The organism is Nocardiopsis sp. B62, from assembly GCF_018070675.1.
GTDB classification, from domain to species: domain Bacteria; phylum Actinomycetota; class Actinomycetes; order Streptosporangiales; family Streptosporangiaceae; genus Nocardiopsis; species Nocardiopsis prasina.
In genome coordinates, this window is sequence record NZ_JAGPXK010000034.1 from 36,514 (window position 1) to 51,619 (window position 15,106).

At 71.7% G+C, this 15,106-nt stretch carries 12 protein-coding genes; 9 read left to right on the forward strand and 3 right to left on the reverse strand.

Translation table 11 applies throughout. The features are described from left to right. Positions 1-64 precede the first annotated feature (64 nt). The 5 genes from kynU to KBX21_RS24020 all read left to right on the forward strand — a co-directional run bounded on the left by kynU (position 65) and on the right by KBX21_RS24020 (position 5,301). Positions 65-1,303 (forward strand): kynureninase, encoded by a 1,239-nt coding sequence (gene kynU, locus KBX21_RS24000; RefSeq protein ID WP_210843843.1) that lies wholly within the window; start codon positions 65-67, stop codon positions 1,301-1,303. A 724-nt stretch (positions 1,304-2,027) separates the two neighbouring features. Further along, positions 2,028-2,885, forward strand: coding sequence for a hypothetical protein (locus KBX21_RS24005; protein ID WP_049571202.1), 858 nt, complete (start codon positions 2,028-2,030; stop codon positions 2,883-2,885). Between the two features lie 683 nt (positions 2,886-3,568). Then, positions 3,569-4,009 (forward strand): Lrp/AsnC family transcriptional regulator, encoded by a 441-nt coding sequence (locus KBX21_RS24010; RefSeq protein ID WP_017546220.1) that lies wholly within the window; start codon positions 3,569-3,571, stop codon positions 4,007-4,009. 68 nt (positions 4,010-4,077) lie between these two features. Further along, entirely contained in the window at positions 4,078-4,866 is a 789-nt protein-coding gene (locus tag KBX21_RS24015) for a PhzF family phenazine biosynthesis protein (RefSeq protein WP_210843845.1), read from the forward strand. A gap of 12 nt (positions 4,867-4,878) precedes the next feature. Further along, complete coding sequence (locus tag KBX21_RS24020; RefSeq protein ID WP_049567472.1) at positions 4,879-5,301, forward strand: hypothetical protein; 423 nt, start codon at positions 4,879-4,881, stop codon at positions 5,299-5,301. A gap of 589 nt (positions 5,302-5,890) precedes the next feature. On the opposite strand, the gene KBX21_RS24025 is transcribed toward KBX21_RS24020, so the two are convergent. Further along, positions 5,891-7,132 carry a glycosyltransferase gene (locus tag KBX21_RS24025; protein WP_210843847.1) on the reverse strand — a complete coding sequence of 414 codons (1,242 nt, stop codon included), beginning with the start codon at positions 7,130-7,132 and terminating at the stop codon, positions 5,891-5,893. A 350-nt stretch (positions 7,133-7,482) separates the two neighbouring features. Between KBX21_RS24025 and KBX21_RS24030 the strand changes: the two genes are divergently transcribed. After that, the gene (locus tag KBX21_RS24030) at positions 7,483-9,249 is read left to right on the forward strand and encodes an ABC-ATPase domain-containing protein (protein WP_210843848.1); all 1,767 of its coding nucleotides are present in this window, start codon (positions 7,483-7,485) and stop codon (positions 9,247-9,249) included. Positions 9,250-9,338: 89 nt separating this feature from the next. Here KBX21_RS24030 and KBX21_RS24035 read toward each other — a convergent pair whose 3' ends face one another. Next, entirely contained in the window at positions 9,339-10,013 is a 675-nt protein-coding gene (locus KBX21_RS24035; RefSeq protein ID WP_210843850.1) for a hypothetical protein, read from the reverse strand. Between the two features lie 178 nt (positions 10,014-10,191). Between KBX21_RS24035 and KBX21_RS24040 the strand changes: the two genes are divergently transcribed. From KBX21_RS24040 to KBX21_RS24050, 3 genes are all read left to right on the forward strand, one after another. Further along, on the forward strand, positions 10,192-11,154 hold the full coding sequence (locus KBX21_RS24040; protein WP_210843858.1) for a GlxA family transcriptional regulator: 963 nt from the start codon (positions 10,192-10,194) through the stop codon (positions 11,152-11,154). A gap of 193 nt (positions 11,155-11,347) precedes the next feature. Continuing rightward, positions 11,348-12,271, forward strand: coding sequence for a proteasome assembly chaperone family protein (locus KBX21_RS24045; protein WP_210843859.1), 924 nt, complete (start codon positions 11,348-11,350; stop codon positions 12,269-12,271). Continuing rightward, positions 12,268-13,407 (forward strand): quinone-dependent dihydroorotate dehydrogenase, encoded by a 1,140-nt coding sequence (locus KBX21_RS24050; RefSeq protein WP_049567496.1) that lies wholly within the window; start codon positions 12,268-12,270, stop codon positions 13,405-13,407. Before KBX21_RS24045 ends, KBX21_RS24050 begins: the two co-directional genes overlap by 4 nt. 64 nt (positions 13,408-13,471) lie before the next feature. Here KBX21_RS24050 and KBX21_RS24055 read toward each other — a convergent pair whose 3' ends face one another. Then, positions 13,472-14,914 (reverse strand): polysaccharide deacetylase family protein, encoded by a 1,443-nt coding sequence (locus tag KBX21_RS24055; RefSeq protein ID WP_374225742.1) that lies wholly within the window; start codon positions 14,912-14,914, stop codon positions 13,472-13,474. Positions 14,915-15,106: the final 192 nt, after the last annotated feature.

A 15,106-nucleotide genomic window follows, 5' to 3' on the forward strand; every position in this document is an offset into this window, starting at 1 on the left:
GGAGACGGACCGGCCCGAGTCCACCACGGCCTCCACCCAGCCCCGGCAAGGAAGCAGGACCCCGATGACGTTCACCACCCGTGAGGAGTGCGCCGCGCTGGACGCGGCCGACCCCCTCGCCCCCCTCCGCGAGGAGTTCGTCCTCCCCGAGGGGGTGATCTACCTCGACGGCAACTCGCTGGGCGCACTGCCCCGCTCCACCCCCGCCCGGGTCGCCGACATGATCGAGCGGGAGTGGGGCCAGAACCTCATCCGCAGCTGGAACGACGCGGGCTGGTGGGACAAGCCGCGCACCCTGGGCGCCAAGGTCGCCCCGCTGGTCGGTGCGGCCGACGACGAGGTGGTCGTCGGTGACGGTGCCTCCGCCAACCTCTTCAAGACCCTGGTCGCGGCCCTGCGTCTGTCCGACCGCACGGTGGTGCTGGGCGAGGCGGGCAACTTCCCGACCGACCTGTACGTCACCGAGGGCGCGGTCGGCCTGGCCGGTGCCGTGCAGCGTCGCGTGGACCCCGACGGCCCGGAGTTGGCCGAGGCCCTGGCGCGCGGTGACGTGGCAATCCTGCTGCTGAGCCACGTGGACTACCGCAGCGGGGTGCTGCGGGACATGGCCGGGATCACCCGCCTCGCGCACGAGCACGGCGCGCTGGTGATCTGGGACCTGTGCCACAGCGTGGGCGCTGTGCCCATCGACCTCTCCGGGAACGACGTGGACTTCGCGGTGGGGTGCACGTACAAGTACCTCAACGCCGGTCCGGGCGCCCCCGCGTTCCTGTACGCGGCCCGCCGCCACCACGCCGCCTCCGACCAGCCGCTCAGCGGATGGCACGGCCATGCGCGGCCGTTCGACTTCGCCCCCGACTACGAACCGGCCCCGGGGGTCTCACGCTTCCTCAGCGGTTCGCAGCCCCTGGTGGCCGACGCCGCCCTGGAAGCGGGCCTGGACGTGTGGGCCAAGGCCGACCTCGCCCAGGTCCGGGCCAAGAGCCTGGCCATGACCGACCTGTTCCTGGCCAGGGCCGCCTCGGTGGGGCTGGCGTCGATCACCCCGGCCGAGCACGTCCGGCGCGGTAGCCAGGTCTCCCTTGTCCAGCCGGAGGAGGGGGCCGGGTACCCGATCGTCCAGGCGCTGATCGAGCGCGGTGTGATCGGGGACTTCCGCGCCCCCGACGTCATGCGCTTCGGGTTCACCCCGCTCTACCTGCGCTACGTGGACGTCCACGACGCCGCAACCGCGCTGGTGGAGGTCGTGGAGTCGGGGGAGTGGCGCGCCGAGCGATTCAACCGCAGGTCACAGGTCACCTGACCTGATGCGTACTCCCCGGTGGGGCAACCCGCCGGGGAGTTCTTTGTGCTCACCGGCCCTTGGACGCGTTCCTGTGACCCTCTCCAGTGCCCGGATGGCGTGGCCTTTGCCCCGGTGTGCCCCAGGTCTCCCGCCCCCGACGCCCTCCGGCCCGCACCGTCATCGCCCGGTCCTTCGTGACCTTTCGGCTTGTCCGTAGCCTTTCGGGGGGTTCTGAACCGACCCGAACGCGTTCGTTCTGGTTTATGACGAGGGCCACTCGTGGGCCCGCCCGTCGTCCCCGATCGGGCCCGCGAACCCCTGCTGTCAGGGCAATCCCGTGACCTGCGAGTTCTCAGTGGGTGACGTCGTTGCGTGTTCTGCAAAACACGCCGCGTCATTTTACCCGCGATCCTTCGGCACTTTGCCAAACCCTGGGTTAGTGTCCTTCGTGACCGGTTCGTTATGGACCTTTAGCGATCCGGTGCCGAGCCCTTGACCGGCCAGCGAGCCGAAAGGGAATCGAGACCTCTTCATCTCTCTCGGGAACGAGCAGTGCGAATCCACGCGCAGCTGTCCGGCGGAGCCGATCCGGCCCCCCGTTCCCACCCCGCCACTCGCCGCCAGCGACGCGGGGCGTGCCATGACACGACACCCGTCCGGAACACGGACCTCTGCGTCCGCGTGCCCCGACACGTCATGGCCCGGTCTTCTCGGCTTCTGTCGTCAACCTGGCTATCACTTCATGAGCAACGACACTCCCATTCAGTACGGCGAAGTCACCGCGACCTATTTCTGGGACGACGGTTCCGGCATCAACGGAGACACCGGGATGCCCGCCGGTGGTGAACCCATGCAGAAGGGGCTGTTCTCCAGCCCCAGCTGGCCGCTGGGCACCGAGGGATTCATCGTCTACGAGGGTGAAGAGTACGAGTTCTTCATCGGTGACCGTGGTCCCGGTATCCCCTCGGAGAACTGCGACGTTCTCCTGGACATCGACGGCGAGACCTTCGCCGACATGATGGGCGAGAGCTTCGACAAGGACTCCCTCGTCGTCAGCGGTGGCAACGGCCACGCTGAGGTCGAGTACTTCATCACCGAGTGGGGCGACGGTAACGGGACCGAGGGTGCTCCCCACCCGTTCAACCAGTCCGGCAACAAGTGCGAGAACGCGGTCTCCGACGTCCCCGCCGAATACCTCCCCGAGGAGGAGACGGCCGAGGAAGAGCAGGCTGAGGAGCAGGCCGCCAAGGAGGACACCTCCGACGAGGCCGCCGAGGAGACCGCCAAGGAGGAGGAGCAGCAGGACGAGGCTCCCGCCGCAGCCGAGCAGGAGGACGAGGACACCGGCGTGACCGCCGAGACCGCGGCCAACGACCTGACCGGCTTCGGGCTGACGGGCGCCGAGGGCACTCCCACCGCCGCCGGTCTGCTGAGCCTGGCGATCATCCCCGCGATCCTCATCGCGCTGTTCTTCGCCTGGACCCGCCGTCCCTCCGGTGCCCACGCCGGTGCCGAGGACGAGGGCGACAAGGGTCTGATGGCTGAGAGCAACGGTCGTCACGGCATCGCCACGCTGTTCGACAAGCTGCTCGGGCGCTAGTCCCGGCAGTTCCGCGACAACCCCCGGACCCACCCCGGTCATCCGTGACCTCGGGAGTCCGCTAGGCCAGGTGTTCCTCCTGGCGGGGGGAAACAATGAGACTCCCGCAGGGCGCAAGGCCCGGGGGTGTGGGTAGGCCAGGGGCCGCGATCGTCGATCGCGGCCCCTGTGCTGTGTGCGCCTGCCGGGTCCGAGGGGTCAGTGCCCATCCGGCAGCAGTCGCGGGCGCCCCACGCGGTCGGTCGGCCGGTGCGGGGACCGCCCCGCACGGTGGTCGGGTCGGCGGGCCTCCGGTCGCCGTTGACGCGGAGGACCCACCCGACCCGTGGACACGGCGGCGCGTGGGCCGCGTGCCCTCACTCGCGCCGGGACCCACCGGGGCGACGCCCGAACCCGCGTTGTTCGGCGGCGTCGTCGCCGCCCGCGGGTGCGGAGTCTTCCCGTGGGCCCGCCACGGTGGTCAGCGTGGAGCGGGTCCCGATGGGGCCGGTCCCTCGGGTGCTCAGTCCTTTGGAGGAACCGGACGGAACCGATCATCGGTGTGCTTCATGTCTTGAATATGAGGCGAATCACCCCATATTGTCGATGCTCCCGGGCGGATGCTGGACGAACTGCTCGGTAGGACGCCCTCCACCACAAATCATCTGATGTGTCCACGACGCGGACGGTATGAGGTAAGACAAGTGGCCGTGCAGCTGGACGACACCGACCGCCGGATCATCGCGCTCCTGCGCGACGACGGCCGCATGTCGATCCGTGCCGTCGCCGAGAGCGCGCACATCTCCCGGGCCAACGCCTACTCCCGCCTCGAACGCCTGCGCGACGAAGGTGTGATCAGGGGATTCACCGCCGTCATCGACCCCGAGAAGTACGGCACGGCGCTGTCCGCCTACGTCTCCGTGCGGATCGAACAGCACTCCTGGGAGAGGTTCCGGGGCTACCTGCGCGACATCCCCGAGGTCGACCACGCCGCCCTGGTCTCCGGCGACGTCGACCTCCTGCTCCTCGTCCGGGTCGCCGACGCCGCCGCCCTGCGCACCTTCGTCCTGGAACGGCTCCAGCGCCTGCCCGAGGTGAAGAGCACCCAGACCATGTTCATCCTGGACGAACCCCACCTCCAGTAGTCGGGACGGGGGCCACTTCACTCTCCGGTGGCCCTTGGTGGACCGGATCCACTGGGGAGAATGGACCCATGCCCGAGTACCGCGTCATCGACGCCTTCACCGACCAGCCCCTCTCGGGGAACCCCGCCGCCGTCCTCGTGCTGGACGACACCTACCCCGACGCGTGGGCACAGGGGATCGCCGCCGAGTTCAACCTCTCCGAAACCGCCTTCGCGCGCCGGATCGACGACCCAGACGCGGACTTCGAACTGCGCTGGTTCACCCCGGTCACCGAGATCGACCTGTGCGGGCACGCCACCCTGGCCACCGCCCACGCCCTCACCGAACTCGGAGAGCGGGGTCCGATCCGCTTCAGCACCCGTAGCGGGGTCCTCACCGTCCAGAACCGGGACGGCAGGCTCTGGATGGACTTCCCCGCCCGCCCCGCCACCGCCACCGACGCCCCGGACGGGCTGGCCGCGGCCCTGGGCGCCGAACCCCGGTGGACCGGGATCGGCGGCAACAACGACCTCCTGGTCGAACTCGCCGACGCCGCCACCGTCCGAGCTCTCGACCCCGACCCCGCCGCCATCCGGGCCCTGCCCGCCCGCATGGTGATCGCCACCGCACCAGGCGACGACGGATACGACACCGTGTCCCGGTGCTTCGCCCCGGCCATGGGTGTTCCGGAGGACCCGGTCACCGGGTCCGCGCACACCGTCATCGCCCCCCACTGGGCGTCGCGGCTCGGCCGCACCGAGTTCCTGGCCCACCAGGCCTCCCGCCGAGGCGGCGACCTGTACTTGCGCCTGGACGGTGACCGCGTGCACATCGGCGGCGACGCCGTCACCGTCGCCACCGGCGACCTGGACCTGTAGAGGAGAGTCCCCATGGAGCAGTGGGCCACCAGGGAAGAGATCAACGCCGCCCGCGAGCGGCTCGAGGCGGGCCACGCCGGGTGGCGGCGCCCGGCTGCCTACGGGGTCGGCGTGCACCGGGACGGCCGGACGGTCTTCGGGCTGACCAACGTCGGCACGAGCCCCCTGCCCGCCATCGTGCTGGCGATCGAGTGCGGACACACCTCGGGCACCGCCACCCACGAACTCACGCCCGCGCGCCTCACGGCGGCCGTCGACGCCCTGGCGCCCGCCGAGGCGTGCACGGAGCTGCGGCACCCCAACCTGGTCGAGTGGCGGCGGCTGCTCGCGGACGTCGAAGAGCGGGGCGGACACCTCGTGGCGGTGTTCGTGGAGGACCTGTCCGACGACCCCTTGGACCCGCACGACCGGGCGTTCCGGGCGGCTTTCGCCTGATACACACCACCCATGGGGAACCCGATCCCGCCGAATTCCCGGATTTCCCCGTGCGGCCGTCCCGGGTCCGGTAAGAATAGTTCCACGACACCCCCCACCCCCCTCCGTGGAGGTGTCGGGACAGCGGCCCGACCGGAGCGCCCCTTGATTCCGGACGGGCCGCGTCCTCCCCGTCGGTCGGTGCTGGACCCCCTCCTGCCCGGCCGTCGCCCTCTGGTGGTCGGGCCGAGAACCCCGTACCCGGCTCGACCCCAGAGGCCCGGGAGTCCCAGTGCGCGTCGACGCCGGGCGAGTCCAACATCCGGGAGAAGAACGCCTCGATCTCCGCGAAGCCCATCGTTGATCCGCCCCTTGGTGCTCTGCGCCGGGGCCGTCGTGGGCAGCTCGCCGGACAGCAGCTGGGACTCACCGTGGCGCCGGAGGCGTCGGCGGCGCGCAGACCACCGGGGACCAGGGTCGTCTCCTGCTGGAGGATCCGCGCGGGGTCTTCGCGCCGTCGTGGTCGGCCCGGGTCGTCCCTGGGAGGACATCGGTCTCCAACGGGTCAGAGCGCCCTCGCCGAGTTCGAGGACGGGTTCGGCGCGAGGGATCACGAGACGAGTTCGTGGATGTGGTCGGCGGCGTTCCGGGCTCCGTCGACGTCGGCCAGGCGGCGCTGGAGCTTCTCCGCGCGGGTGCGCAGGCGGGGGTCGCGGAGCAGGGATTCCAGGGCTCGGCGGAGCTGTTCCCCCTCTGCCTGGTGGGGGGTGAGTCCCACGGCGTTGCCGAAGCGGACGCACTCGGCGACGTTCCAACGCTGCTCCAGCTGGAGTCCGATACCGAGGAACGGTTTCCCCGAGGCGACGGCGGTCTGCACGGTGCCCTCGCCGCCGTGGATGACCGAGGCGTCCACGAGGTCGCCGAGCCGGTGGGCGGGCAGCAGGTCGAACACGTGCACGTGGGGTCCGAGTCGCTCCTGGTCACCGGGCTCGAGGTAGCGGGCGATCGGGGCGATCACCGTGACGGGCAGCCGGGACAGTTCGCGCAGGACCCTCAGGACGATGTCCCGGTTCCCGGAACTGCCCATCGCGAAGTAGACGACCCGGCGGTCGGCCCCGCGGGCGGTCTTCACCAGGTGCTCCACCTCCGGGGGAACCTCCAGAGGCAGCCTCGCGTAGACCGGGCCCACCCAGCGGTAGTGGGGCGGGAGCAGGTAGGGGCGCAGGTAACCGGAGATCGAGGCGACCAGGTTGAGGTCCCCGTCCAGGGCCTCCACGGTTCGGCGGGGGAGTCGCACCCCGTACTCGCGGGCGACCCTGGAGAAGCCCCCGGGCTTGAGGGTGGTGTACCTGGCGGCCTCGCGGAGGAGTAGTGCCGCGCCGGTGTTGACCGCGCGGGACAGGCGGCGGTTCCCCCGGAGGAGGGGCAGGGAGTCGGCCTGGCGCAGGTGCGGCCACGAGTAGGCGAAGGGTTTGACGTAGACCAGCGGGACCCCGCTGGCACGTGCGGAGATCATCTGGCTCAGCGTGGTGCCGATGACCGTGGCCGAGGGGCGCAGCAGCTTGTTCAGGGCCAGTTCGCTCTGGACCCGGGCCCGGACCCTCTCCGTGGTGAAGGGGTGGCTCACGCCACGGCCCTGGTCGAAGCGGATCAGCTGGTCGGCCTGTTCGTCGGTGAGCTCCGGGGAGAGCGGGTGGTACTCGAACCCCTCGTCCTCGATCAGCCCCGCGTACCGCTCGGAGTACCCGGCGAACACGCACTCGTGCCGGCCTCGGAGTTGACGTGCGACCTCGATCGCCCGTGTCGTCTCGGCGAGGTTGAAGGTTTCCGGTGCGAACAGGACCGTGCTCATGGTGCGGACTCCTCGGGAGAGGGGGCTCCCCGAAACCTAGCTGTCGGGGAGGTGCCGGGCAAAGTCCCCATCGGGCGGGGTGTCGTGCGTCACTTCGGGTCGTCCGGCGGCCTCCTCCCGCACTCCCTGCTGGGCGAGACGAAGCCGAGCGCCGACGGGTTCGAGGCGATCCTCACGGACGCGCTGCCCCGGCCGCAGGCCTGATCCGGTCCGGAGCGCGCCCCGCGCGGCTGCGTCGGGCGCCGCGCCAACCCGGCCACGGACGCGGTCGTCCACAGGGCCTGAGCGGGATCGGCACAGAAGTCCTAGTCTGGCGGGGGCACCAGTTCGTAGCGACACCGGGGGAAGTGATGACGGAGCGACGCGGGAACGGCGGCCAGGGGCGCAGGTACGGCGGGGGCGGCGGTGGCCGCGGAGGCGGGGGCCGCAGGCCCGAACCCGAACCCATCCGGGGGGTGCGCGACGAGGCACGCCTGTCCGAGGAACTCCTGCGGATGCAGGGCGCCTCCTACGGCCGCTACAAGTCACTCAAGGGCGACTGGGACTTCGGCGACTTCACCCTGACGGTGGAGCGGGTCCAGGCGGACCCCTTCGCGCCGCCCTCGCGCATCCGCGTGCTGCGTCCCGACGCCGGTATCCCCGCGGGCGCCTTCGCCGACCCGGTGCGCCGCCGGGCCACCGCCGACTACCTCGGGCGGCGCGCCCGCCGTCTGCTCCGGGGTTCGCTGCTGAAGATCGACACCGGCGGCCAGGAGGTCATCGCCCGCTCCTCGTGTCAGGTCACCGAGGACGGCGCCCTCGACCTCCGGATCGGTGTGGACCTGCCCGGACACGGCCGCCGGATCGACGGCCGCACCGCCGAGCGGGAGCTGTGCCGCACCCTTCCGGCACTGGTCGACGACCTCGACTGGGACGAGGTCGACGAAGCGGAGGCCACGGCCTTCGCCGACAGCGTGGCCGACACCGTCGCCCTCAGGGCGGGGCTGGTCGACCGGGGGCTGGTCGCCTTCGTCGCGGACGGGGCGATCCTTCCCCGGCGCAGCGGCGTGAGCGACGAACCCATGGCGGGGGAGGGCGTCGTGCCCTTCTCCGCACCTGAGAGCCTGCGGGTCAGCGTGGACCTCCCGCACGCGGGCACGGTCACCGGGATGGGGGTGCCCGAGGGCATCACCCTGATCGTGGGCGGTGGTTTCCACGGCAAGTCCACCCTGCTGCACGCCCTGGAGCGCGGTGTGTACGACCACGTTCCCGGCGACGGCCGCGAACAGGTCGTGACCAGGGATGACGCGGTCAAGATCCGGGCGGAGGAAGGACGAGGCGTGGAACGGGTGGACGTCAGCCCCTTCGTGCGCAACCTGCCCACCGGTGCCGACACCGGCGACTTCCGCACCGAGAACGCCTCGGGTTCCACCTCTCAGGCGGCCAACATCTGCGAGGCGGTGGAGGCCGGGTCGCGCACCCTGCTGGTGGACGAGGACTCCACCGCCACCAACCTGATGATCCGTGACGAGCGCATGCAGGCCCTGGTCCACGGAGACCGGGAACCCCTGGTGCCCTTCGTGGACCTGGTACGACCCCTGCACCGTGAGCACCGGGTCTCCACGGTCCTGGTCATGGGCGGGAGCGGCGACTACTTCGACGTCGCCGACCAGGTGATCATGCTGGACGCCTACCACCCGCACGACGTCACCGAGAAGGCCCGCGCCCTGGCACACGACCGTGTCGACGCCGCGTTCACCCTGCCCCGGGCCCGCGTGGTCGACCCAGGGTCGGTGGACGACGACACCGCGAAGGGACGGAGCCGGATCAAGCGCCGCGACATGGACGTGCTGGTCTACGGGGAGGCCGACATCGACGTGCGCTCGGTGGAGCAGTTCGTGGACCCCGGACAGATCACCGGCGCCGGTCTGGCCCTGCGCGCCCTGGTCCGGGGCCGACACCTGGACGGCCAACGGACCGTGGCCGAGGCCCTGGACTCCCTGGAGGAGGCCCTGGCCAAGGAGGGCGTGACCCTGCTCGGCGCGGACTTCGGCGGAGACTACGCCCTGCCGCGCAAACACGAGATCGGCGCCGTCCTCAACCGGTTGCGGACCCTGAGAGTGGTCCGCCAACGCTGACGGCGTGCGCTGATCCCTCGGCCGGCGGAGCCGCCGCTGAGCCGGTGGTGACCGGGGCCCGGCGCTGACCGAGCCCCGGGTCACCACCGTCAGAACGCCCTGACCAGCAGGACCACCAGGATGGCGGCGCCCACGGCGGTGTCGCAGACCATACACCACTCGGCGAGTGACCGGGAGATCACCTTCCGGGTCCACCAGTGCACGGTGTCCCAGGCGGCGTGCGCGAGCAGGCCGACCGCGACCACCGCGACCGCCGCCTCGGGGGGCACGACCAGTGTGAGGAGCCCGGCGCCGCCGAACAGCGCCAGTGCCGGTGTCTGGAGCGCGAACACCCCGGGGCGTCGCAGTGGCCCGCGCACCAGTCCGAGCACGACCAGCAGGACCCCCAGCCCCAGGACGACCGGCCAGGGCGTCAGGCCCGCGGCCTCCAGAAGGAAGTGCAGGGCGGTCACCGAGACCACCATCAGCCAGCTGGTCCCGGGACGGTCCAGCACCGCGATTCCCAGGTACATGACCGGCAGGGTGAACAGGAGGAACACCAGCTCACCGTTGTCGCCGCCACCGGCGACGGTGAGCGCGGCCGCGGTCGCCGCGGTCAGCGGGGGCCACCAGCGCCCGAGGAGCGTCGTGGCGGTCTCCCGGGCTCCCAGGGCGGTCCGGGACTTGAGGGGCCGGGTGTCCGCGTCCCCCGGTGACGAGGGTGCCCTCGGAGGAGGCCCCGGGGCCCGGGTTGCCGGAGGTGGCGCCCCCGGCGCCCCCGGCACCACTGGTCCGATGGCCCGGGGCCACGGAGGGCTCGGAAGGGCGCCGTACGGAAGGTGTGGAAGTCATGTCCCCAGCCTTCGCGGGTGGGGGTGTGCGGGCCAGGCGTAGGCTGGGGTTGGTCCGAAATCCTGGGGTACCCGTCCGAACGGACTCGGTCGGACCGGGGGAGTGGCGGACATGCGCGCACGCAGGGTCGTGGTCGTCGCCTACGAGGACGCCGAGCTCCTGGAGATCTCCTCGGTCACCTCCACCCTCGCCACCGCCAACGACCTCATCTCCGACGGGCGTTCGTACGAGGTGACCCTCGCGACCCTGGGCGGCGGGCCGGTCCGCTGTTCCTCCGGGCTCACCCTCCAGGGCCAGGCGGCGCTGGAGGACCTCCGGGGTCCGCTCGACACCCTCGTGGTCTCCGGCGGCTGGGGGCACAGGCGCGCGGCACGGAGCGACCTCCTGGTCGCCCACGTGCGCAGGCTCGCCCGGGAGAGCCGCCGCGTGGCCTCGGTGTGCACCGGGTCGAGCGTCCTGGCCGAAGCCGGGCTCTTGGAGGGGCGCCGCGCCACCACCCACTGGCACTTCGCCCGTGAACTGGCCGAACTCCACCCCGGGGTCAGCGTGGACCCGGCACCGATCTTCGTCCGCGACGGCGCGGTGTCGACCTCGGCCGGGGTGACCAGCGCGCTGGACCTCACCCTGGACTTCGTCGCCGAGGACCACGGTCCCTCCCTGGCGCGGCTGGTCTCCAGGGTCCTGGTCACCTACTTCCAGCGGCCCGGGAACCAGGCGCAGATGAGCGTGCTCACCACCCTCGACCCCGAGAACCTCCTGGTGCGCGGGGTGCTCACCCACATCCGCGACCACCTGGACGGCGATCTCTCCGCTAGCGTGCTCGCCCGCACGGCCGGGGTGAGCGCCCGACACCTGCACCGGCTCTGCCTGGCCCACACCGGCCGCACCCCCGCGTACCTGGTCCGCCGCGCCAGGGTCGAGGCCGCCGCCGACCTCCTGGAGTCCACCGCCCTCTCCGTCACCGAGGTGGCCGCCCGCTGCGGGTTCGGTTCCGCCGAGACCCTCCGCCAGGTCTTCGTGGACTTCTACGCGATCCCGCCCTCGCGCTTCCGGGCCGTCCACCGGCGTGCCTGAACACACCACGGCCGAACGTGTGGGCGTCGTCACCTCCGGGGCCACGGGGTCCGGTCCCACCCGCCCCGGGTCGGTATTGTGGAAAAGCAGGGCACAGCGACCCCGTCACGGGTCCCCTCGGAACCCTCCGCCAGGTCGGCACGGGTGAGTCGCGGCCCCTGCGATCCCGACCAGTTTTGGAGACGAGAACCCGGTGCGCGACCCCGCAGAACTGTACGAACTCCACCCCGGCTTCGACGATGTCACCGGGCTGGTGATGCTCGTCTGCCTGGACGGCTTCGTCGACGCCGGAAACGCTGGCAGCCAGTTGTCCGAGTCGTTGTTCGAGCGGTTCACCGCCGAGCAGGTCGTGACCTTCGACGTCGACCGCCTGGTGGACTACCGCCGCCGCAGACCACAGATGACCTTCGTCGAGAACGTCTGGACCGACTACACGCCGCCCAAGCTGGCGCTGTACCGGATGCACGACGCCGACGGACACCCCTTCCTGGTCCTGTACGGCCCCGAGCCGGACGGCGAGTGGGAGGCCTTCACCGCGGCCGTGTCCAGCCTCGTGGAACGGTTCTCCGTCTCGCTCTCCATCAGTGTCCACGGCATCCCCATGGCGGTGCCGCACACCCGGCCGGTGACGGTCACCCCGCACTCCACCCGCCCCGAGCTGATCGAGGGACACACCCCGTGGATCGGCCGGGTCGAGGTGCCCGCCAGCGCGTCCGCGCTGCTGGAGTACCGCCTCGGGGAGAACGACCACGACTTCGTGGGCTACGCCATCCACGTGCCCAGCTACCTGGCCCAGTCCACCTACCCCCGGGCGGCCATCGCCGCCCTGGAGTACGTGGCCGGGGCGACCGGTCTCGCCCTGCCCAGCGAGGAGCTGGAGGAGGTGGCCGCCTCCACCGACGTGGAGATCGCCGAGCAGGTCGCGGCCTCCGAGGAGGTCCAGCGCGTGGTGGCCAACCTGGAACGCCAGTACGACGACATCATGTCCTCGCGCTCCGAGGAGGGCGGCGGGCCGGTCCCGCTGTCCGACGACGGCACGGGGCTGCCCACCGCCGACGAGCTCGGCGCGGAACTCGAACGCTTCCTCGCCGAACGCGAGGGAGACGGAAACGGATGACCGTGTTCTACCAGATCCTCTTCAGCTCGGTCCTGCGCCACATGGACGCGGAGACGGTGCACAAGCTGAGCTTCGCCGCCCTGCGCGGCGTCACCGCCGTCCCCGGCGTGGCCGAGACCATGGGCAGGGTCCTGGGCCCGCGCGAGCCCGAGCTGACGGTGCACGCCTTCGGCCGTGAGTTCCCCGGCCCGCTGGGCATGGCCGCCGGTTTCGACAAGAACGCCGAGAGCCCGCGCGGCCTGGCCGCCCTGGGCTTCGGCTACGTCGAGGTGGGCACCGTGACCGCCCACCCCCAGCCCGGGAACCCCAAGCCGCGGCTGTTCCGTCTGGTGGCCGACCGCGCCATCGTCAACCGCATGGGCTTCAATAACGAGGGCTCCGCGCTGGTGGCCGAGCGCCTGCACCACCAGCGCCGCGGGCCCGTGCTCGGGATCAACATCGGCAAGACCAAGGTCACGCCCGAGGCCGACGCGCCCGCCGACTACGCCCTCAGCGCGCTGCGGCTGGCCCCCTTCGCCGACTACATGGTCATCAACGTCAGCTCGCCCAACACTCCGGGCCTGCGCAATCTCCAGGGCGTTGAGCAGCTGCTTCCCCTGGTCAACGCCGTCCGGGCCTCCTTGGCCGAGGCGGGCCGCCCCGAGCTGCCGCTGCTGGTGAAGATCGCTCCGGACCTGGCTGACGAGGACGTCGACGCCGTCGCCGACCTCGCGCTGGCCGAGGGCCTGGACGGGATCATCGCCACCAACACCACGATCTCCCGCGCCGGGCTGGACACCCCGGACACCGAGGTCGAGGCCGCAGGGGCCGGGGGCCTGTCGGGCGCCCCGCTCAAGGAGCGTTCCCTGGAGGTCCTGCGCCGCCTGCGCTCCCGTGTGGGTGACCGGGTCACCCTGGTCGCGGTCGGCGGCATCGAGACCCCCGAGGACGCCTGGGCCCGCATCCGCGCAGGTGCCACCCTGGTCCAGGGGTACACCGGGCTGATCTACGGCGGTCCGCTCTGGCCCCGCCGCATCCACCGGGGCCTGGTCCGTCTGGTCCGCGCCGCCGGTTACCGGTCCGTCCAGGAGGCCGTGGGCTCGGACGCCCCGGCCCCCGCGCTCACGGTGGTCAGGCAGACCCCCGAGGCGAGCTGACCGACGACGCGGGCGGCCGGTGGGATCCCCCACCGGCCGCCCGCTGGCGTTCGCGGGACCGCTCCTACCAGTCGCCGTCCCAGTCGGGCGGGTAGACGTTGCCGGGTTCGGTGCCGCCGAGGGCCTGACCACTGGTCACGAACACGTAGTCCTTCTCGCGCAGCCGCTCGATGATCTCCGGGACCGCCGCGAGCGTGGCGGGCTGGGGGTCGTGCAGCAGCACCACGGCGCCCGGCCCGACCCCGGCGACCACGTTCTCCACGATCTCGTCCGGGGCGTGACCCTCCCAGTCCCGGCTGTCCACCGTCCACGCGACCTCCGCCATGTCCTGGGCGGCGATCTCCGCGTGCACGTCGTCGTTGGTGGCGCCGAACGGCGGCCGGAACCGCTCCACCGTGAACCCGGTCTGCCGCCGGACCATCGCGCTCACCGCCGCCGTCTGCGCGGCCAGGTGCTCGGGGTCCATCCTGTTCATGTGCTCGTGTTCGTCGCCGTGGCTGGCGATCTCGTGCCCCTCCGCGTAGGCGCGCCGCAGCACGCTCGGCCGGGTCAGGGTCGGGCCGCCGTTGAGGAAGAAGGAGGCGGTCACCTCCTCCGCGGCGAGGATGTCCAGCAGGTGCGGAGTGGCCTCCACCGGGCCGTCGTCGAAGGTCAGGGCCACGCACCTGGTCTCGCCGTCCCGGCAGTCCACCTCGGGGTCACCGGCGGTGACCACCCCTGGTGGTGGTCCGTCGGCGTCGTCGTTGGCCGCGGCCTCGGGCAGGTCGAGGTCGGGTTCCGCCACCATGGAGGCCTCCCTGGCGCGCTCGCCCAGGCCCGACAGCAGGGGCCCGGCCACCTCGTGCCCGACCACCACGGACCTGCGCCCCGGGGAGCTGTCGGGGACGTGTCCGTCGACGATGGGGGACAGGTGCCCGTCGTCGTACTCCACCACCAGGTCACCCGACGCGTTGAATCCGATCGAGTCGTAGGTCCGCAGCACCGGGTGCAGGGCGTCGGGGTCCACGTCCTCGTCGTCGGCGAGCTCCTCGCGCGCGATGGCGTTGAGCTCGGCCAGCTCCGCCTGCCCGCGCAGGAGTTGGGTGGAGTAGGAGACCGAGAGGTCGCGGGCGTCGTACCAGTACGTCGAGTAGCCCTCCCGCAGCCCGTGCATGTCCTCCTCGGTGCGGACCAGCCGGACCCCGAGGACGCCGTCCCCCGCGGCGACCAGCTCCCAGCCGATGTCCAGGCTCACGGGATCGCGGGTTCCGGCGCGGAAGTCCCGGACCTCCTGGTCCACCCGTGCGGCGAGATCCTCGGCGAAGGCCTCGGCGCCCTCGAACTCCGGGTAGGCGACGCTGACCTCCACCCCCTTCGGCTCGTGGGGGTGACCGGTGAAGTCCCCGGCGCCGCCGCGCCACTCACCGAGCCCCTCCCCGGCCCCGTCCGCCAGCACGGTGAGCCGTTGGGGATCGCCCGCGCCCACGCTCACGGCACCGTTCTCACAGGCGGCCAGCGGGAGGGCCAGCAGCACCAGCGCGGTTCCCGGCCAGAACGGGTGTCCCCGGCCGGAACGAAGCGGGGGAACGGTCCGGCCCGGTCCAACTCTCCTCGAAGCCAAAACCCGACTCCCTCGTCCCTCTAGGAGGTGCTCTCACAGTCGCTGGGAGCAACATAGGGGAGAACACCCCGGCCCCCGGTCCGGTGTCCACATGTGGAC